This is a genomic window from Serratia sp. 1D1416 (assembly GCF_003641105.1).
Classification (GTDB): Bacteria; Pseudomonadota; Gammaproteobacteria; order Enterobacterales; family Enterobacteriaceae; genus Serratia; species Serratia ficaria.
Genome location: NZ_CP032738.1, coordinates 1,035,051 through 1,054,055, shown reverse-complemented (window position 1 = coordinate 1,054,055; position 19,005 = coordinate 1,035,051). Strand labels below are relative to the sequence as shown.

15 protein-coding genes and 1 riboswitch are annotated in these 19,005 nt (G+C 63.5%); of the genes, 7 read left to right on the top strand and 8 right to left on the bottom strand.

What is annotated here, in order from left to right; all coding sequences use genetic code 11:
- Positions 1-103: 103 nt before the first annotated feature.
- From gntU to iclR, 3 genes are all read right to left on the bottom strand, one after another.
- Entirely contained in the window at positions 104-1,441 is a 1,338-nt protein-coding gene (gntU, locus tag D7I37_RS05050; protein ID WP_129543412.1) for a gluconate transporter, read from the bottom strand.
- Entirely contained in the window at positions 1,438-1,977 is a 540-nt protein-coding gene (gntK, locus tag D7I37_RS05045; protein WP_061799225.1) for a gluconokinase, read from the bottom strand. The genes gntU and gntK overlap by 4 nt, the downstream gene beginning before the upstream one ends.
- A 246-nt stretch (positions 1,978-2,223) precedes the next feature.
- A complete protein-coding gene (gene iclR, locus D7I37_RS05040) occupies positions 2,224-3,054 on the bottom strand; it encodes a glyoxylate bypass operon transcriptional repressor IclR (RefSeq protein WP_061799224.1) in 831 nt (276 codons plus the stop codon).
- Positions 3,055-3,392: 338 nt separating this feature from the next.
- Here iclR and metH point away from each other — a divergent pair, with 338 nt between their 5' ends.
- Complete coding sequence (gene metH, locus D7I37_RS05035) at positions 3,393-7,073, top strand: methionine synthase (protein ID WP_129543411.1); 3,681 nt, start codon at positions 3,393-3,395, stop codon at positions 7,071-7,073.
- A gap of 38 nt (positions 7,074-7,111) precedes the next feature.
- On the opposite strand, the gene D7I37_RS05030 is transcribed toward metH, so the two are convergent.
- Positions 7,112-7,822 (bottom strand): UTRA domain-containing protein, encoded by a 711-nt coding sequence (locus D7I37_RS05030; RefSeq protein WP_061799222.1) that lies wholly within the window; start codon positions 7,820-7,822, stop codon positions 7,112-7,114.
- Positions 7,823-8,016: 194 nt separating this feature from the next.
- On the opposite strand from D7I37_RS05030, the gene D7I37_RS05025 reads away from it, so the two are divergent.
- From D7I37_RS05025 to D7I37_RS05005, 5 genes are read left to right on the top strand one after another with little or no spacing between them, the layout of a single operon-like run.
- Positions 8,017-9,078, top strand: a complete 1,062-nt coding sequence (locus D7I37_RS05025; protein WP_061799220.1) for an ABC transporter substrate-binding protein — start codon at positions 8,017-8,019, stop codon at positions 9,076-9,078.
- An 11-nt stretch (positions 9,079-9,089) separates the two neighbouring features.
- The gene (locus tag D7I37_RS05020; RefSeq protein ID WP_129543410.1) at positions 9,090-9,899 is read left to right on the top strand and encodes an alkaline phosphatase family protein; all 810 of its coding nucleotides are present in this window, start codon (positions 9,090-9,092) and stop codon (positions 9,897-9,899) included.
- The gene (locus D7I37_RS05015) at positions 9,896-10,735 is read left to right on the top strand and encodes an ABC transporter permease subunit (protein ID WP_061799217.1); all 840 of its coding nucleotides are present in this window, start codon (positions 9,896-9,898) and stop codon (positions 10,733-10,735) included. The genes D7I37_RS05020 and D7I37_RS05015 overlap by 4 nt, the downstream gene beginning before the upstream one ends.
- A 17-nt stretch (positions 10,736-10,752) precedes the next feature.
- The gene (locus D7I37_RS05010; protein ID WP_061799216.1) at positions 10,753-11,538 is read left to right on the top strand and encodes an ABC transporter permease; all 786 of its coding nucleotides are present in this window, start codon (positions 10,753-10,755) and stop codon (positions 11,536-11,538) included.
- Positions 11,539-11,542: 4 nt separating this feature from the next.
- Entirely contained in the window at positions 11,543-12,535 is a 993-nt protein-coding gene (locus tag D7I37_RS05005; protein WP_061799215.1) for an ABC transporter ATP-binding protein, read from the top strand.
- Here D7I37_RS05005 and D7I37_RS26965 read toward each other — a convergent pair.
- Positions 12,513-12,683, bottom strand: a complete 171-nt coding sequence (locus D7I37_RS26965; protein WP_157079242.1) for a hypothetical protein — start codon at positions 12,681-12,683, stop codon at positions 12,513-12,515. The two genes, D7I37_RS05005 and D7I37_RS26965, sit on opposite strands and share 23 nt — an antisense overlap.
- Between D7I37_RS26965 and D7I37_RS05000 the strand changes: the two genes are divergently transcribed.
- A complete protein-coding gene (locus tag D7I37_RS05000; RefSeq protein WP_061799214.1) occupies positions 12,666-14,315 on the top strand; it encodes a Na/Pi cotransporter family protein in 1,650 nt (549 codons plus the stop codon). The two genes, D7I37_RS26965 and D7I37_RS05000, sit on opposite strands and share 18 nt — an antisense overlap.
- Before the next feature lie 36 nt (positions 14,316-14,351).
- Here the strand turns inward: D7I37_RS05000 and panS are convergent, their stop codons facing one another.
- The 3 genes from panS to D7I37_RS04985 form a co-directional block, all read right to left on the bottom strand.
- Positions 14,352-15,269 (bottom strand): ketopantoate/pantoate/pantothenate transporter PanS, encoded by a 918-nt coding sequence (gene panS / locus D7I37_RS04995; RefSeq protein WP_061799213.1) that lies wholly within the window; start codon positions 15,267-15,269, stop codon positions 14,352-14,354.
- A gap of 158 nt (positions 15,270-15,427) precedes the next feature.
- Positions 15,428-16,795, bottom strand: coding sequence for a lysine-sensitive aspartokinase 3 (gene lysC, locus D7I37_RS04990; RefSeq protein ID WP_061799211.1), 1,368 nt, complete (start codon positions 16,793-16,795; stop codon positions 15,428-15,430).
- Positions 16,796-16,904: 109 nt separating this feature from the next.
- Positions 16,905-17,097, bottom strand: a riboswitch (Lysine riboswitch).
- A gap of 52 nt (positions 17,098-17,149) precedes the next feature.
- Positions 17,150-18,958: a sodium:proton antiporter gene (locus D7I37_RS04985; RefSeq protein ID WP_129543409.1), complete on the bottom strand. Its 1,809-nt coding sequence runs from the start codon at positions 18,956-18,958 to the stop codon at positions 17,150-17,152.
- Positions 18,959-19,005: the final 47 nt, after the last annotated feature.

Sequence of the window (19,005 nt, the reverse complement as noted above, 5' to 3'; positions counted from 1 at the left end):
TCCTCACATTGCTGTTGTTATAGACGCCGCCTGTGGCGGTGCCCCCGGTGGTGAAATGCAGCCCTGGTGAGCCATGGCCGGGGGCGGATTATGTCGTTATGGTTTAGAACATCGTGAACGCAATCATGCCGATAATGCCGCCTACGCTGCCCAGCAGGGTTTCCATCACCGTCCAGGTTTTCAGCGTTTGCAGTTCGTTGGCGCCGGTGAATTTGCCGAACAGCCAGAAGCCGGCGTCGTTGACGTGGCTCAACACGATCGAACCGCCGGCGATGCAGATGGCCAGCGCGGCCAGCTGCCCGCCGCCGAGTCCGAGCTGGCTGGTCACCGGCAGCACCAGGCCGACGGTGGTCAGGCAGGCGACGGTGGCCGAGCCCTGAATGACCCGCACCATGGCGGAGAGGGCAAACGCGGCCACGGCGATCGGCAGGCCGGTGCCTATCATGGCGTCACCCAGCGCCGGGCCGACGCCCGAGTCCACCAGGATCTGCTTGAACACGCCGCCTGCGCCGGTCATCAGCAGGATGATGCCGGCCGGTTGCACCGCGGCGGAACAGATGGCCAGCGTTTGTTCGTTGGTCATGCCGCGCGGTTTCGCCAGGCCGTAAATCACGATCAGGCAGGCCAGCAGAATGGCGGTGAACGGGTGGCCGATAAACTCCAGCCACTGCTGCAGCTGCGAGCCGGGCGTCACCAGGCGCGCGCCGATGGTCTTCATGCCGACCAGCACCAGCGGGCACAGCACCAGCGCCAGGCTGAAGCCGAACGACGGCAGGTTGCCCTTGCCGAGCGTCGGCTCGTTTTCATCGGCCGGCATTGGCCAGTTGACGTAGCGGCTGATGAAGCTGCCGTACAATGGGCCGGCAATCAGCATGCCGACCACCGCGGCCACCAGGCCGATGGCGATCATCCAGCCGAAGTCGGCCTTCATTTGCGACGCCAGCAGCATCGGCACCGGCCCCGGCAGCAGGAAGGAGGCGGCCGCCGCCACGCCGGCGAACAGCGGAATGGCCAGCTTGACGATATTGCCGTCGGTGCGGCGCGCCACGGCGAATACGATGCCGATCAGCAGCACCACCGCCACGTCGAAGAACAGCGGCAGGGCGCAGATCAGGCCGGCGATGCCGAGCGCATAGTGCGCCTTGCTTTGCCCGAATCGTTTCAGCAATTGCGCCGCAATTTGATCGAGCGCACCGACCTCATGCAGTATCTTGCCGAACATCGCCCCCAGCGCCACCACGATGGCCAGGAAGCCCAGCGTGTCGCCCATGCCTTTCTGCATGGTGTCGGCGATGCGATCCAGCGGCATGCCGGAGAAGATGCCGGCGGCGATGGACACCAGCATCAGCGCGACGAAGGCGTGCATGCGCGCCTTCATCACCAGGAATAACAGCAGTAAAACCGAGCCGACTGCGGTACCGACCAGTGTGAGCGTACTCACGCGCACACGTCCTGCGGCAGGAAGCTCTGGATATGCTGCACGGTATCGGCAATCACGCCTGCCAGCGGCTGGTTGATGTCGATGGCCATCACGTCGCTTTCGTCAATGCCCGGCTGCTCCAGGGCGGCAAACTGGGTGACCAGCATCTGCGGCTTGAAGAAGTGGCCGTTGCGCGCCGCCAGGCGGGCCTCGATCACCGGGAAATCACCGTGCAGGTAGATGAACGACAGGTTGCCGTTGCCGGCGCGCAGGCGGTCGCGGTAATGCTTTTTCAGCGCCGAGCAGACGATGATCGACACGCCGTGGGTGCGCTGCATGGCGAAGGCGGCGTCGTTGAGCGCGGCCAGCCACGGGGCGCGGTCATCGTCGTTCAGCGGTTCGCCGGCGGCCATTTTCAGGATGTTGCTGCGCGGGTGCAGGAAGTCGCCGTCGAGGAATCCGGCGGAGAGTTGGCGGGCCGCCGCGGCGGCCACGGCGGATTTGCCGCTGCCGGAAACGCCCATGATGACGTAGATTCGGTTTTGATTATTGGTCATGGCTTAGCTCCAAAACGACAGATGGCGTTACCTTGCGTAGGTTGTTACCGGTAACATGTTATCGGTAACATTGTCGAAGGAAGTTTCGCCGGTTGCAATGGGCTTTAGCGATGAGGATCGTTAACTGTGATCGGCTTCAAGTTTTTATCCGATGGAGGAAACAGGAACCCGATGGTCTGTTACATGCTGACAACAGCGAGGGAAAACCGGCGGGGCGCGGCGACGGCGCCCCGAAGGCGGGGAATGTCAGCGTACGCCGCCGTATTCCAGGCTGATTTCTTTCGCCGCGTGGATCACCAGCGCACCCAGTTCAATCACGCGGTTATCGGTAATGCGCGACACCGGGCCGGAGATGGAGATGGCGGCGAAGGCTTCGCGGTGTTCGTCGAAGATGCAGGCCGCTACGCAGCGCAGGCCGAGCGCGTGCTCTTCATCGTCAAAGGAAAAGCCCTGTTTGCGGATCTGCGACAGACCCTCTTTCAGGTTGTGCGGCGTCAGGGTGTGCTGGGTATAAGTTTGCATGCCCTTTTTGTGCAGCAGCTTGGTCACCAGGTCGTCCGGCAGGGTGGCGAGAAACGCCTTGCCGGCGCCCGAGGCGTGCATCGGCAGCTTGCCGCCGATCGGTGCCGACATGCGCATCAGCGCGGTGCACTGCACCTGATCGATGATGATCGCCTGGTGTTCGGCCTGATCCAGCACCGCCAGGTTGACCGTTTCGCCGGACTCTTCCATCAGGCGGCGCAGCGTCGGGTGCACCATCGCCAGCAGGTTGCGGCTCTGCAGGAAACTGCTGCCGACCACAAAGGCGTGCGAGCCGATGGTCCACAGGCCGAGATCGCCGACCTGGCGCACGAATCCCTGCTGTTGCATGGTGGTGAGCAGCCGGTGGGTGGTGGAGTTGGGCAGCCCGGCCTGCTGGGCCAGATCGGTCAGCGCCACGTTGCCCTGGGCCTCGGCGATGTATTCCAGCAGCTTCAGGCCGCGGGTCAGCGACTGTACCTGACCGGTCGCCGCGCTGGCGGCCGGGGCGGCGGCGCGGGGCTTCTTGCCGCGTTTGGCGGGAGCGGGGGTGGCCATGGTGTGCTTCCTCTTTCCGTATGATGGAATTCATTTTCGTTTTTTACCGATGAATTGCAAGCCGTCCGTCATCTCATCGGAGGTGTTGCCGGGCAACCTGAAAAACTCTCAATCGCCGTGCGCCACTTTGCCCCTGCAAGCTGTGCTAGGATGACCGATACCCGTCGTCTTTCAAGCCGCAGCGTTGTTGCCTGCGCTGGTTCACCCCAGTCACTTACCTTGAGTAAGCTCCGGGGGATGAACAAGCTGGGCGCCTAGCTGCAACTTGAAATCCACAGGGTATGCAACATTTTAGCGATGGTGAAAGAGTGTGGCTTAAAAGATAAAGGGGATCATGGGTGACAAATCGAGTAGAACAACTGCGCCGGCAGTTAGCGCAGCGCATTTTGGTGCTGGACGGCGGCATGGGCACCATGATCCAGAGCTACCGGCTGGAAGAAAGCGACTTTCGCGGTGAACGTTTTGCCGACTGGCAGAGCGATCTGAAGGGCAATAACGACCTGTTGGTGCTGACCAAGCCGGAGGTGATCACCGCCATTCACTATGGCTACCTGGAAGCCGGCGCCGATATTCTCGAAACCAACACCTTCAACTCCACCACCATCGCCATGGCCGACTACCATATGGAGTCGCTGTCCGCCGAGATAAACTATCAGGCCGCCTGCCTGGCGCGCGCCTGCGCCGACGAATGGACCGCGCGCACGCCCGAAAAACCGCGCTACGTCGCCGGGGTGCTGGGGCCGACCAACCGCACCGCTTCAATCTCGCCGAACGTCAACGACCCGGCGTTCCGCAACGTTTCGTTCGATGAGCTGGTGGCGGCCTACCGCGAATCGACGCGCGCGCTGGTGGAGGGCGGGGTCGATCTGATCATGATCGAAACCATCTTCGACACCCTGAACGCCAAGGCCGCCGCCTTTGCGGTGGAAACCGAATTCGAAGCGCTGGGGGTGGCGCTGCCGATCATGATTTCCGGCACCATCACCGACGCTTCCGGCCGCACCCTGTCCGGCCAGACCACCGAAGCCTTCTACAACTCGCTGCGCCACGTGAAGCCGCTGACCTTCGGCCTGAACTGCGCGCTGGGGCCGGACGAGCTGCGCCAGTACGTCGCCGAGCTGTCGCGCATCTCGGAAAGTTACGTTACCGCTCACCCCAACGCCGGTTTGCCGAACGCCTTCGGCGAATACGATCTGGATGCGCAAGAGATGGCGAAGCAGGTCGGCGAATGGGCGCACGCCGGCTTCCTCAACATCATCGGCGGCTGCTGCGGCACCACGCCGGAACACATCGCCGCGATGGCTAAAGCGGTCGAGGGCGTGCCGCCGCGCCAGCTGCCGGAGATCCCGGTAGCCTGTCGGCTGGCGGGCCTGGAACCGTTGAACATCGACGCCAAGACCCTGTTCGTCAACGTCGGCGAGCGCACCAACGTCACCGGCTCGGCGCGTTTCAAGCGGCTGATCAAAGAAGAAAAATACAACGAAGCGCTCGACGTGGCGCGCCAGCAGGTAGAGAGCGGCGCGCAGATCATCGATATCAACATGGATGAGGGGATGCTCGACGCCGAAGCGGCGATGGTGCGTTTCCTCAACCTGATCGCCGGCGAGCCGGACATCGCCCGGGTGCCGATCATGATCGACTCCTCCAAATGGTCGGTGATCGAAAAGGGGCTGAAGTGCATTCAGGGCAAGGGCATCGTCAACTCGATCTCGATGAAAGAGGGTGAAGAGGCCTTTATCCACCACGCCAGACTGGTGCGCCGCTATGGCGCCGCGGTGGTGGTGATGGCGTTTGACGAAGTCGGCCAGGCGGATACCCGCGAGCGCAAGTTCGAGATCTGCCGCCGCGCCTATAAAATCTTGACCGAGCGCGTCGGCTTCCCGCCGGAAGACATTATTTTCGACCCGAACATTTTCGCCGTCGCCACCGGTATCGAAGAGCACAACAACTACGCCGTCGACTTTATCGAAGCCTGCGCCGACATCAAGACCCATCTGCCGCACGCGATGATTTCCGGCGGCGTGTCCAACGTGTCGTTCTCGTTCCGCGGCAACGATCCGGTGCGCGAGGCGATCCATGCGGTATTCCTGTATCACGCGATCCGCAACGGCATGGACATGGGCATCGTCAACGCCGGGCAGCTGGCTATCTACGACGACCTGTCCGCCGAACTGCGCGACGCGGTGGAGGACGTGATCCTCAACCGCCGCGACGACGGCACCGAGCGCCTGCTGGAGCTGGCGGAAAAATACCGCGGCAGCAAAGACAACGACGCGGCGGTGCAGCAGGCCGAATGGCGCGGCTGGCCGGTGGAGAAACGGCTGGAATATTCGCTGGTGAAAGGCATCACCGAGTTTATCGAGCTGGATACCGAAGAGGCCCGGCAGAATGCCGATCGCCCGATCGAAGTGATCGAAGGGCCGCTGATGGCCGGCATGAACGTGGTCGGCGATCTGTTCGGCGAGGGCAAGATGTTCCTGCCGCAGGTGGTGAAGTCCGCCCGGGTGATGAAGCAGGCGGTGGCCTATCTGGAGCCGTACATCGAGGCCAGCAAGCAGAAGGGCTCCACCGCCGGCAAAATCCTGCTGGCGACGGTGAAGGGCGACGTGCATGACATCGGCAAGAATATCGTCGGCGTGGTGCTGCAGTGCAACAACTATGAAATCGTCGATCTGGGCGTGATGGTGCCGACGGAGAAAATCCTCAGGACCGCGCGCGAAGAGCAGGTGGACATCATCGGCCTGTCCGGGCTTATCACTCCGTCGCTGGATGAAATGGTCAACGTGGCCAAAGAGATGGAGCGTCAGGGCTTTACCCTGCCGTTGCTGATCGGCGGCGCCACCACCTCCAAGGCGCATACCGCGGTGAAGATCGAGCAGAACTACAGCGGCTCCACCACCTATGTGCAGAACGCCTCGCGCACCGTGGGCGTGGTGTCGGCGCTGCTGTCCGCCACCCAGCGCGACGATTTTGTGGCGCGTACCCGCAAAGAATACGAAACCGTGCGCATTCAGCATGCGCGCAAAAAGCCGCGCACGCCGCCGGTCAGCCTGCAGAAGGCGCGCGACAACGCCATGGCGCTGGACTGGGAAAGCTACCGGCCGCCGGTGCCGCAGCAGCTTGGGGTGCATGCGGTGGAGGCCGATATCGGCACCCTGCGCCGCTACATCGACTGGACGCCGTTCTTCATGACCTGGTCGCTGGCGGGCAAGTACCCGCGCATTCTGGAAGATGAGGTGGTGGGGGAAGAGGCCAAACGGCTGTTCGCCGACGCCAACCAGATGCTGGACATGCTGGCCGCCAACCGCAGCCTCAACCCGCGCGGCGTGTACGGCCTGTTCCCGGCCAACCGGGTCGGCGACGACGTGGAAGTGTATCGCGACGAAAATCGCGACGAGGTGCTGGCGGTCAGCCGCCATTTGCGTCAGCAAACGGAAAAAACCGACTTCCCGAACTACTGCCTGGCGGACTTCGTGGCGCCGAAAAGCAGCGGCAAAGCCGACTACTTCGGCGCCTTCGCCGTCACCGGCGGGCTGGAGGAAGACGAGCTGGCGGCGGCTTACGACGCGCAGCACGATGATTACAACAAGATCATGGTCAAGGCGCTGTCGGACCGCCTGGCCGAAGCCTTCGCCGAGTATCTGCACGAGCGGGTGCGCAAGCTGCACTGGGGGTTCGCCGCCGACGAGAACCTGAGCAACGACGAGCTGATCCGCGAGAATTATCAGGGCATCCGCCCGGCGCCGGGGTATCCGGCCTGCCCGGAGCACACCGAAAAAGCGGAGATCTGGCGCCTGCTGGACGTTAACCGCCATACCGGCATGGTGCTGACCGAGTCCTTCGCCATGTGGCCGGGGGCGGCGGTGTCCGGCTGGTACTTCAGCCATCCGGAGAGCAAGTATTTTGCGGTGGCGCAGATCCAGCGCGATCAGGTGGAGGACTATGCGGCGCGCAAAGGCATGAGCGTCGGCGAGGTCGAACGCTGGCTGGCACCCAACCTCGGCTACGACGCCGACTGACTCTCTCCCTCAAGGGCGCAGCGATGCGCCCTTGTCATTTACCGGGCTTCGACGTCAATGTGCAGCGCGTCGTAGCGCCAGTACTCCAGGTCGCAGTCAATCACCCGATCGTGCTGATCGCGGTTCACCCGGGTAATGAACAGCGCCGGGCTGCCGTAGGTGACCTTCAGCATGGCGGCGGCCTGCTGCGGCAGCAGGGTGGGCAGCATGTCGAAGCGCACCCGGCCATAGCGAATGTCGTAGCGTTCGGCGTACAGCCCGGTCAGCGACTGGGTCAGATCCTCACTCAGGATGCCGGCGAAGTAGGCCGGGTTCAGATAGTGCTCGCAATACAGCACTGCGCGGCCGTCGATGTAGCGCAGCCGGCGGATGCGGTAAATTTTCGCGCCTTCCGGCAGCTCCAGCCGGCGCGCCAGGGCGGCGTTCGCCGTCACGCGGCCGCTGTCGATCACTTCGGTATGAGCGTCGCGCCCCTGCTGCTGCGCCATGGCGTGGAAGTGGCTGCGCTGCAGCGGGTTGTAGATCAGGCGCGGCGGCGAGATAAACCAGCCGCGGCGCATCTGCCGGTAGATCACGCCCTGCGCCTCCAGTTGGCCGAGCGCTTCCTGCAGGGTGATGCGGGTGGTGGAGAACTGTTCGCTCAGGGCGCGCTCGGAGGGCAGCTTGCCGTCGGCGCTGAACTCGCCTCCGGCGATACGGGCGGTCAGCGTCCGGCAGATCGCCGCCACCGTGGTCGGTACATCATTCATGCAACAGGTGCCCCATTTCAGTGCGTTTCGCCTTGGTTAAGGTAGACCAGCAGAACGATTTACGGGACGCAAAATGCGATAAAGCCGCTGCTTTTTTAGGCTGACATATAATTATCACATTCGTCCGTTAGATTGGCTTGGTTCTTGCTGGACTAGTCCAGCGCCCCCATACCCTACCACCCGGAGCATCAGTTATGAAACGTTTGTGCGCTTCTGTGTTAAGCAGTGCCATGCTACTGACCAGCCAGATGAGCTGGGCCGCAGATACCGATCTGGCGGCGCTGGAGCAGGCGGCCAAGAAGGAAGGCGAGGTCAACAGCGTCGGCATGCCGGACAGCTGGGCCAACTGGAAAGGCACCTGGCAGGATCTGCTGAGCAAATATGGCCTGAAGCATGTCGATACCGACATGAGCTCGGCGCAGGAAATCGCCAAGTTCGATGCGGAGAAGGGCAACGCCACCGCGGATATCGGCGACGTGGGCGCGGCCTTCGGCCCCGTCGCGGTGCAGAAGGGGGTGACGCAGCCGTACAAGCCGTCCACCTGGGATCAGGTGCCGGACTGGGCGAAGGACAAAGACGGCCACTGGGCGCTGGCCTACACCGGCACCATCGCCTTCATTATCAATAAGCAGCAGGTCAAAGACATTCCGCGCAGCTGGGCCGACCTGCTGAAAGGCAGCTATCAGGTCACCATCGGCGACGTCGGCACCGCTTCGCAGGCGGCCAGCGGCGTATTGGCGGCCACCTACGCCATGGGCGGCAACGAGAAGGATCTGAAGCCGGGCCTGGCGTTCTTCGGCAAGCTGGCCAAGGCCGGGCGCCTGAGCCTGAGCAACCCGGTGATCGCCTCGCTGGAAAAAGGCGAAGTGCAGGTAGGCGTGGTGTGGGACTTCAACGGCCTCAACTACCGCGACCAGATCGACAAGACCCGTTTCGAGGTGCTGATCCCGTCGGACGGCTCCATCACCTCCGGCTATACCACCCTCATCAACAAATACGCCAAACACCCGAACGCCGCCAAGCTGGCGCGCGAGTACATCTTCTCCGACGCCGGCCAAATCAACCTGGCGCGCGGTTACGCCCGCCCGATCCGCGCCGATCACCTGACCCTGCCGGACGACGTCAAAGCCAGGCTGCTGCCGGCCGAGCAGTACCGGAATGCCCACCCGATCGCCGATCCGGCGGCCTGGGAGCAGAGCGCCAAAACGCTGCCGCGCCAGTGGCAGGAAAACGTCATCATGTATATGCAGCAGTGAGTTGAGCCATCATGAAAACGATCCTCGTGCTGCTGGACGGCCTCAACTATCAGGTGGCGCACGACGTCATGGGGTATCTGCAGGCCGAATGCGCGGCGGGCCGCGGACGGTTGTATCAGCTGGAGTGCGAGCTGCCCTCGCTCTCCCGGCCGCTGTATGAATGCATCCTCACCGGCGTAACGCCGGTGGCGAGCGGCGTGGTGCACAACCAGGTATCGCGCCTGTCGCATCAGCAAAGCGTGTTTCACTACGCGCGCGCCGCCGGACTGACCACCGCCGCCGCCGCCTACCATTGGTTCAGCGAGCTGTATAACCGCACGCCGTTTGACGCCGCGCGCGATCGCCATACCGACGACGCCGAGCTGCCGATCCAGCACGGCCATTTTTATTACCACGACGGCTACCCGGATTCGCACCTGTTCGACGACGCCGAAAGCCTGCGCCGTCGCCATCAGCCGGATTTCCTGCTGATCCACCCGATGAACATCGACGACGCCGGCCACCGTTTCGGCCTGTCGTCACCGCAGTACCGCAACGCGGCGCGCCACGCCGACGGCGCGCTGTCGCGCTATCTGCCCGACTGGTTGGCCGCCGGGTATCAGGTGATGGTCACCGCCGACCACGGCATGAACGACGACCGCAGCCACGGCGGGGTGTTGCCGGAAGAGCGGCGGGTGCCGCTGTTCCTGTTCGGCGCGGCGTTCAGCCAGAACGACGCCGATCCGCAGCAGACCGAGCTGTGCGGTACCCTGTGCGATCTGCTGCAGGTGGCGCACGACAAACCGCGCTGCCGGGCCTTGTTGGCGCAGGGTGAAAGATGAAAGCCAAAGGGATCGCCGCGCTGTGCCTGCTGCCGTTTATCCTGCTGTTCGGCGCCTTCCAAATCGCGCCGCTGGCGTGGATCGCCGTCAGCAGCTTTTTCAGCGAAACTCACGGCTGGGGCTGGGGCAACTACGTTGACGTGCTGACCTCGCCGTTCTATCTGCAGGCGTTTCAGTTCTCGCTGGAGATCTCGATTTGGTCCAGCGTCTACGGCTTGCTGATCGCCCTAGTGGGCAGTTACTCACTTCGCCAGCTGGGCCAGACGCGGTTTCATGATTTCGTGATGTCCTTTACCAACATGACCAGCAACTTTGCCGGCGTGCCGCTGGCGTTCGCCTTCGTCATTCTGCTGGGGCTGAACGGCTGCCTGACGCTGCTGCTGCGCAAATACGGCCTGATGGAGAGCTTCAACCTGTATTCGAAAAGCGGCCTGATCGTGCTCTATACCTATTTCCAAATCCCGCTGGGCGTATTGCTGCTGTACCCGGCGTTCGACGCGCTGCGCGAGGACTGGCGCGAGTCGGCTTCGCTGCTCGGCGCCAGCCCCTGGCGCTACTGGCGGCATATCGGCCTGCCGGTGCTGGCGCCGGCGCTGATGGGCACCTTCGTGATCCTGTTGGCCAATGCGCTGGGCGCTTACGCCACGGTGTATGCCCTGACCACCGGCAATTTCAACGTGATCCCGATACGCATTTCGGCGCTGGTGGCCGGCGACATATCCCTCGATCCGAATTTGGCCAGCGCGCTGGCGATGCTGCTGGTGGTGATGATGGCGTTCATTACCCTGATCCACCAATGGCTGCTGCGCAGGAGTTACCTCAATGCGCGTTCTTGATATGACGGAGGGCGAAGATGTCGCGTGTTGAACGCCTTTACCATCGCTGCGTGACCGGCCTGCTGCTGTTGATCCTGCTGTTGCCGCTGGCGGCGACCCTGATTTACGCGCTGGCCACCCAGTGGGGCGCCACCATTTTGCCGGACGGCTTTACCCTGAAGTGGCTGCTGGCGCTGTGGAGCGACCCGCGTTTCCTGCTGGCGCTGGGGCATTCGCTGTTGGTCTGTTTCGGCACGCTGCTGCTGGCGGTGGCGGTGATTTTGCCGACGATGTTTGTGATTGCTTACTACTTCCCGAGGCTGGACGCGGTGATGAACGTGCTGATCCTGCTGCCGTTCGCCGTGCCGCCGGTGGTCTCGGCGGTCGGGCTGATGCAGCTGTACGCCGCCGACCCGCTGCCGCTGCTGGGCACCCCCTGGATCCTGATGGGCTGCTACTTCACCATCGCGCTGCCGTTTATCTACCGCGCCATCAGCAATAACCTGCAGGCGTTCAACCTGCGCGACCTGATGGACGCCGCGCACCTGCTCGGCGCCAGCACCTGGCAGGCGGCGCTGCTGGTGGTGCTGCCGAACCTGCGCAAGGGCGGGATGATTGCGGTGCTGCTGTCGTTCTCGTTCCTGATCGGCGAGTTCGTGTTCGCCAACCTGCTGGTGGGCAGCCGCTATGAGACGCTGCAGGTTTACCTGTTCAACATGCGCAACGGCAGCGGCCATTTCACCAGCGCGCTGGTCATTTCCTATTTCGCCGTGGTGCTGTTAGTCACCTGGCTGGCGAACCTGCTGAATAAAAACAAGGGCTAACCCGATGGCTTATCTCAACGTTACCCGTTTGAACAAACACTATGGCCAGACCCAGGTGTTCCAGGATATCGATTTCACCGCCGAAGAGGGCGAGTTCGTCACCCTGTTGGGGCCGAGCGGCTGCGGCAAGTCGACGCTGCTGCGCTGTCTGGCGGGCCTGACGCCGGTCGACAGCGGGCAAATTCTGCTGCAGGGCCAGGATCTGGTGCCGTTGGCGCCGCAAAAGCGCGGCATCGGCATGGTGTTCCAAAGCTATGCGCTGTTTCCCAACATGACGGTGGAAGGCAACGTGGCCTTCGGCCTGAAGATGCAGAAGCTGGCGGCGGCGCAGACTCGCCAGCGGGTGCAGGAGGTGCTGGCGCTGGTGGAGCTCACCGAACTGGCCGGGCGCTACCCGCACCAGCTGTCCGGCGGCCAGTGCCAACGGGTGGCGCTGGCGCGATCGCTGGTGACCCGCCCGCGCCTGCTGCTGCTCGACGAGCCGCTGTCGGCGCTGGACGCGCGCATCCGCAAGCACCTGCGCGAACAAATCCGCCGCATCCAGCGCGAGCTGAACCTGACGGCGATCTTCGTCACCCACGATCAGGAAGAGGCGCTGACGCTGTCGGACCGCATCGTGCTGATGAATAAGGGCCAGATCGTGCAGAGCGGCGATGCGGAAACCCTGTATACCCAGCCGGCCGACGCCTTCGCCGCCGGGTTTATCGGCAACCACAACCTGCTCAGCGCCGAACAGGCCGCGCTTTTGACCGGCGGCCGTTACCACGGTAAGGTAGCCGTTCGTCCGGAGTCCATTGGCTTGCTGCCTGCCGGGCAGGGGATCGCCGCGGTGATCCTCAACCACAGCCTGTTGGGCAACGTGGTGCGCTATCGCGTTCAGGCGCAGGGCGTAGAGCTGCTGGTGGACGTGCTGAACCGTTCGGTGGCTGATTTGCGCGCCGACGGCAGCGAAATTGGACTACACTTGGAAACTGTTACATTACGGGAAGTTGCATGACATTTTCAGGCTGATAAACGGTTTTTTCCCGCTTCAGCGCCGCTCTGCCGCCCGTGCCGCTGTCCTGTTCTTTTAACGCCTGGCAGGCAGGATAAGCCACCGTGCCGGGCGTTAATGGAGCGTTCTTTCCGTGTTGACCCTTCTTCACCTGCTTTCGTCCGTTGCGCTGTTGGTGTGGGGCACCCACATCGTGCGCACCGGCATCATGCGGGTCTATGGCGCCAATCTGCGCCGCGTATTGAGCGACAGCGTCGAGAAAAAACCGCTGGCGTTCGTCTCCGGCATCGGCGTGACCGCGCTGGTGCAAAGCAGCAACGCCACCGCGCTGCTGGTGACCTCGTTCGTCGCGCAGGGGCTGGTGGGGCTGGCGCCGGCGCTGGTGATCATGCTCGGCGCCGACGTCGGCACCGCGCTGATGGCGCGGGTGCTGACCTTCGATCTGTCCTGGCTGTCGCCGCTGCTGATTTTGGTCGGCGTATTCCTGTTCCTCAGCCGCAAGCAAACCCGGGTGGGCCAGATGGGGCGCGTGTGCATCGGCCTTGGGCTGATCGTGCTGGCGCTGGAGCTGATCGTCGCCGCCGCCACGCCAATCACCCAGGCGGCCGGCGTTAAGGTTCTATTCTCGTCGCTGACCGGCGACGTGATGCTCGACGCCCTGACCGGCGCGCTGTTCGCCATCGTCAGCTATTCCAGCCTGGCTGCGGTGCTGCTGACCGCCACCCTGACCGCCTCCGGCGTGATCTCGCTGAAGGTGGCGTTGTGCCTGGTGATCGGCGCCAATCTCGGCAGCGGCCTGCTGGCGGTGATCAACACCAGCGGGCAAAACGCCTCAGGCCGCCGGGTGGCGCTCGGCAGCCTGCTGTTCAAACTGATCGGCTGCGTGCTGGTGCTGCCGTTCGTCTCTTATCTGGCGGACGCGATGAGCCGGCTGCCCGGCGGCAACGAAGAGCTGGTGATCTACTTCCACGTGTTCTACAACCTGATCCGCTGTCTGGTGCTGATCCCGCTGGCCGGGCCGATGGCGCGCCTGTGCGAAACGCTGATCGCCGACGTGGCGGCCGACGATCCGCGCCTGCGCCCGCGGCACCTGGACGCCAGCGCGCTGGATACGCCGACGCTGGCGCTGGCCAACGCGGCGCGCGAAACCCTGCGCATGGGCGATGTGGTGGAGCATATGATGATCCTGCATCGCGAAGTGCTGCACGGCAAGCAGGGGCAGGATAAAGAGGTGCGCCGGCTGGACGATGACGTCGACGTGCTGTACACCGCCATCAAGCTGTATCTGGCGCAGATCCAGAAGGAGGATCTGGGCGAGGAAGATTCCCGCCGCTGGGCGGAGATTATCGAGATGGCGCTCAACCTGGAGCAGGCGGGCGACATTATCGAACGCATGGCCGGCGACGTGGGGGCGAAATCGCACGCGGCGCGGCGGGCCTTCTCTGCCGAAGGGCTGGCGGAGCTGGATGCGCTGCATGAGCGTCTGATCGGCAATTTGCGGCTGGGTCTGTCGGTGTTCCTGTCCGGCGACCTCACCAGCGCCAAGCGGCTGCGTCGCTCCAAGCACCGTTTCCGCATCCTGGACCGCCGTTACGCGCATGCGCACGTCGACCGCCTGCATCAGCAGAACGTGCAGAGCATCGAAACCAGCTCGCTGCATCTGGGGTTGTTGGGAGACATGAAACGCCTGAACTCGCTGTTCTGCGCGGTGGCTTACAACGTGCTGGATCAGGATGAGAGGGACGACGATCGCGACTGGGAAGACACCCCGAGCACGCTGTAATGACGGGGCGCAGCCGTTTGCGCCCCGGTGAGAGGGTTATTTCTTCTTGATCGGCCGGCCGGACCAGTAACCCGCCAGCAGCGAGCCGGACAGGTTGTGCCAGACCGAGAACAGGGCGCCCGGCAGCGCGGCCAGCGGCGAGAAGTAAATCTTGCCCAGGGTGGCCGCCAGACCGGAGTTCTGCATGCCGACCTCGATCGCCAACGTGCGGCAGGTGGATTCGTCGAAGCCGAACAGCTTGCCGCCCCAATAGCCGCTCAGCAGCCCGATGGCGTTGTGCAGGATCACCGCGATGATCACCACCAGGCCGACCGAGGCGATATGGCTCTGGCTGCCCGCCACCACCGCGCTGATGATCGCCAGAATGCAGACCATCGACAGCGCCGGCAGCAGCGGTTCAACCCGCTTGACGGCTTTGGTGAAGGCGTGATGGACGATCAGGCCAAGGCCGATCGGGATCACCACGATCTGCAGAATGCTCAGCAGCATGCCCATGATATCGACGCTGATTTTGGCGTCGACGTACAGGCGGGTCAGCAGCGGGGTGGCGAATACGCCCACCAGGGTGGATACCGCCGAGATGGTGACCGACAGCGCCACGTCGCCCTTGGCCAGATAGATCATCACGTTGGAGGCGGTGCCGCTGGCCACGCTGCCGACCAGCACCATGCCGGCGGAAAGATCCGGCGGCATGCGGAACAGCATCGCCAGGATCCAGGCCGCCAGCGGCATGATCAGATAGTGCAGGAAGATCCCGGCGGCCACCGGCCCGGGGCGCGACAGCACCCGTTTGAAGTCATCCAACCGCAGCGTGACGCCCATGGCGAACATGATCAGCATCAGCAGCGGGCTGACGTAGGGGCCGATGCCGGTAAAGGTGGTCGGCGTGTAATAGGCGGCGACGGACAGCAGTATCGCCCACAGAGGGAATAAGCGCGTGAGTTTTGCCAGCATTGACGTGGGATTCCTTAGCCAAATTAAGAACGATGGTTGTGTTTGTGTTTGTGGTTGTGTTTGTGGTTGCGTTTTTGCGGGAAATCCCTGCGCGTTATATACCGTTTATTGTTGGCGCAGGGGCGCGGCAAGCCGCGCCCGCTGGAAAAGATAATAACTTATTCGAACAGGTTGTGGTGCAGGGTGCGCACCACCTGCTCGGCGTCGTCGCCCGGCACCAGGAAGCACAGGTTGTAGCTGCTGGCGCCGTAGCAGATCATGCGGATGTTGAACGGGTCGAGCACGCCGAACACCTCTTTGCCCACGCCGCAGGCCTGGGACAATTTGTTGCCGATGATCGCCACCAGCGCCAGGTTTTCTTCCACTTCCACCCGGCACAGCGACGACAGCTCGGTCAGCAGCGAGGTGGTCAGCAGGCTGCCGCCGGTGGAGGTGGAGCCGGTGGTGTCCATGGTCAGCGCCACGCTGACTTCCGAGGTGGTGATCAGGTCAACGGAGATGTTATGGCGCGCCAGAATGCTGAACACTTCGGCCAGGAAACCGCGCGCATGCAGCATGTTCAGGCTGTGCAGGGTCAGCAGGGTTTGCCTGCGGCGCAGCGCCAGCGCGCGGAACAGCGGCGGGTTTTCGGTGGTGTTGCACACCAGCGTGCCGCCGGCGGCCGGATCCTTGCTGGAGCCGACGAATACCGGAATATCGCTGCGCACCGCCGGCAGCAGGGTGGCCGGGTGCAGCACTTTGGCGCCGAAGGTGGCCATTTCGGCCGCTTCTTCAAAGGTTATCTTGTCGATGCGCTTGGCCGCCGGCACCACGCGCGGGTCGGTGGTGTAAATGCCCGGCACGTCGGTCCAGATATCCACCCGGCCGGCGTGCAGCGCTTCGCCCAGCAGCGCGGCGGTGTAGTCGCTGCCGCCGCGGCCCAGGGTGGTGGTGCGGCCTTTCGGTTCGCAGCCGATAAAGCCCTGGGTGACCACCAGGGCTTCCTGCAGACGCGGCTTCAGCAGCGTCTGGGTCAGCTCGCTCAGCGCGGCGCTGTCCGGCACCGCCCGGCCGAAGTGATCGTCGGTGCGCATCACTTTGCGCACGTCGAACCATTCCGCCGGCACTTGACGCGCGCGCAGCACCTCGACGAACAGCAGGGTGGACATCAGTTCCCCATGGCTGACCAGTTCGTCGGTCAGCGCGGTGGAGTTGGCCAGCGCCGCGGCCTCCGACAGCATGGCGATATTTTCCAGCATGCGGTCGATTTCTTCGCGGATCACCTCCGGCGCGTTCAGGCGCTCGAGGATGGCGTACTGGATGCGGCGGATTTCATCGAGCCGGTAGCTGCGCTTGTCGGCATCGCAGCCTTCGGCCAGCGCCACCAGCAGGTTGGTGACGCCGGCGGAGGCGGACAGCACCACCAGGCGCACCTGCGGGTTGGAGAGCACCACGTCGGCGCTGCGGTTCATGGCTTCAAAATCGGCAACGCTGGTGCCGCCGAACTTGGCCACCAGGGTAGAATGTTGGGGTACTGCTAGGGTCATGTAAAACCTCGTGTCAGGGATGCCGTCTTCAGAGGGCACTTTATTTCATAGCCTTGGCACAAGGGGAGAGCGGTAAACAGGGAGCAGGCGTAGAGGTTAAAGCTACGGTACACCCAGAAGCGCCCCACCTTGCCAACCGCCCCACGGGGCGGTTCTGGTGACAACCCAGGGGATTCAGCCCCTGTAGCCGATACGATGATCGCCGCGCATCATCCTACCTCGGCGTCGCTCCCCCTCCTGTGTCGTCGTCGGAATACGGCTCCTCTGACACTCTACCTGGGCGACGCGCCTCTTCTGGCTTGCGCACCGGGTGCGCAAGTAGGCTGTTAGGAATAGCCGGTTATCGCCTTTCTGTCAACGGGCAGACGCTGAGGGATTTTCATCTTGCACCAATGCGATCAGCGTGCAGGGCATGGCCGGCGCCGATCCGGCGCCGATCGGCTGCAGCGAACCGTCTTCGCGTTGGCAGAACAGCGGGATCACCCCCTGATGCTTTTCCAGATATTCCAGCCAGCCAAAGTTCTCGTTCAGCTTGGTCGCCTTGATGGCGGCGCCTTTGGCGATCAGGCTGCTCAACCGGCCGTAGGTGGCCTCCTGGTTGAACAGGATCTCGTGCCGGCGGAAGCGCGAGCTTTCGCCGCTGTTGCCGCGGCCTTTCAACGGCGCGCCGGAGCGGATGGCGAACACGTGATCCTCACCGAAAATATGCCCGAAGTGATAGACCGCCAGCGCGTTCTGATGGCGGTTGGGCGACAGCGCCAGCACCTGGGCGGTGTCGCTCAGGTCGAGGTAGTTTTCGGCATGTTCGGAGTAGGCGTGGCCGTAATAGGCCGGGATGCCTTCCATGCGCGCCTGCCGGTAGTATTCCCAACTGCTGTCGGTGACGATCACCGGGATATTCATTTTCATCAGCGCCTGCGCCAGCATGCGCGCCACGCCGTTGGCGCCGACGATCAGCACGCCGCGCGGCTTTTGCTGCTGCACCCGCAGCCAGCGGGCCATCATGCCGCTGGTCAGGCTCTGCAGCACCACGGTGCCGATGATGATGGCGAACACCACCGTCACCAGCCGGTCGGCGCCCTGATAGCCGCTGCGCTGCAGCGTCAGCGCGAACAGCGAACTGACCGCGGCGGCGACGATGCCGCGCGGCGCGATCCAGCACAGCAGCAGCCGATCGCGCCAGTGCAGGGAGGAGCGCCAGGTCGACACCGCGATGCACAGCGGACGGGCGATAAACTGCACCGCCAGCAACAGCCCCAGCAGCGGCCAGCCCATGTGCCACAGCGCGTTGATGTCCAGCCGCGCCGCCAAAATGATAAACAGCGCCGAAATGAGGATCGCCGACAGCTCTTCCTTGAACGCCAGAATATCGCTGGTGTCCACGTCGCGCATGTTGGCCAGCCAGATGCCCATCACCGTGACGGTCAGCAGGCCGGATTCATCGGCGATGGCGTTGGAGACGCCGAAGGCGGTCAGCATGATCGCCAATACCGCCAGGTTTTGCAGATAGCGCGGCAGCCAGACGCGGCGCAGCGCCAGCCCCAGCAGATAACCGAACAGCGCGCCGGCGATCAGGCCGACGGCGGCGGTGGTGCCCAGCGTCCAGAACAGGTGGGTATAGGATTCCGCATTCTGTTTGAGCACGATAAATTCGAACACCAGCAGGGTGAAGATGGCGCCGACCGGGTCAATGACGATCTCTTCCCAGCGCAGCACCTGGTTGATGTTGGCGTTTGGCCGCACCACGCGCATCAGCGGGGCGATCACCGTGGGCCCGGTCACCACCGTCACCGCGCCGATCAGCGCCGCCAGCTCCGGCGGGAAATCCAGCAGCCACCAACTGGCGACGCTGATGACCAGAAAGGTCACCAGCATGCCGATGCTCACCAGGTTGCGCACCACGCCGCCGAGGCCGCGTATTTCCTCGACCCGCAGCGTCAGCGCGCCCTCAAACAGAATGATCGCCACCGACAGCGACACCAGCGGAAACAGCAGATCGCCGAACAGCAGGTCCGGCTGCACCAGGTGCGCCGCCGGCCCGAGCACGATGCCGAACAGCAGCAGCGGCAAAATGGCCGGCAGCCGCAGCAGCCAGGCCAGCCACTGCGCCAGCAGCGAACTGAGGCCGATGACCACCAACATTAACGGGGCAGATAATTCCATAGAGGAGATCCCTTTCAAATACGGTATGAACGACAAAATGGCACATT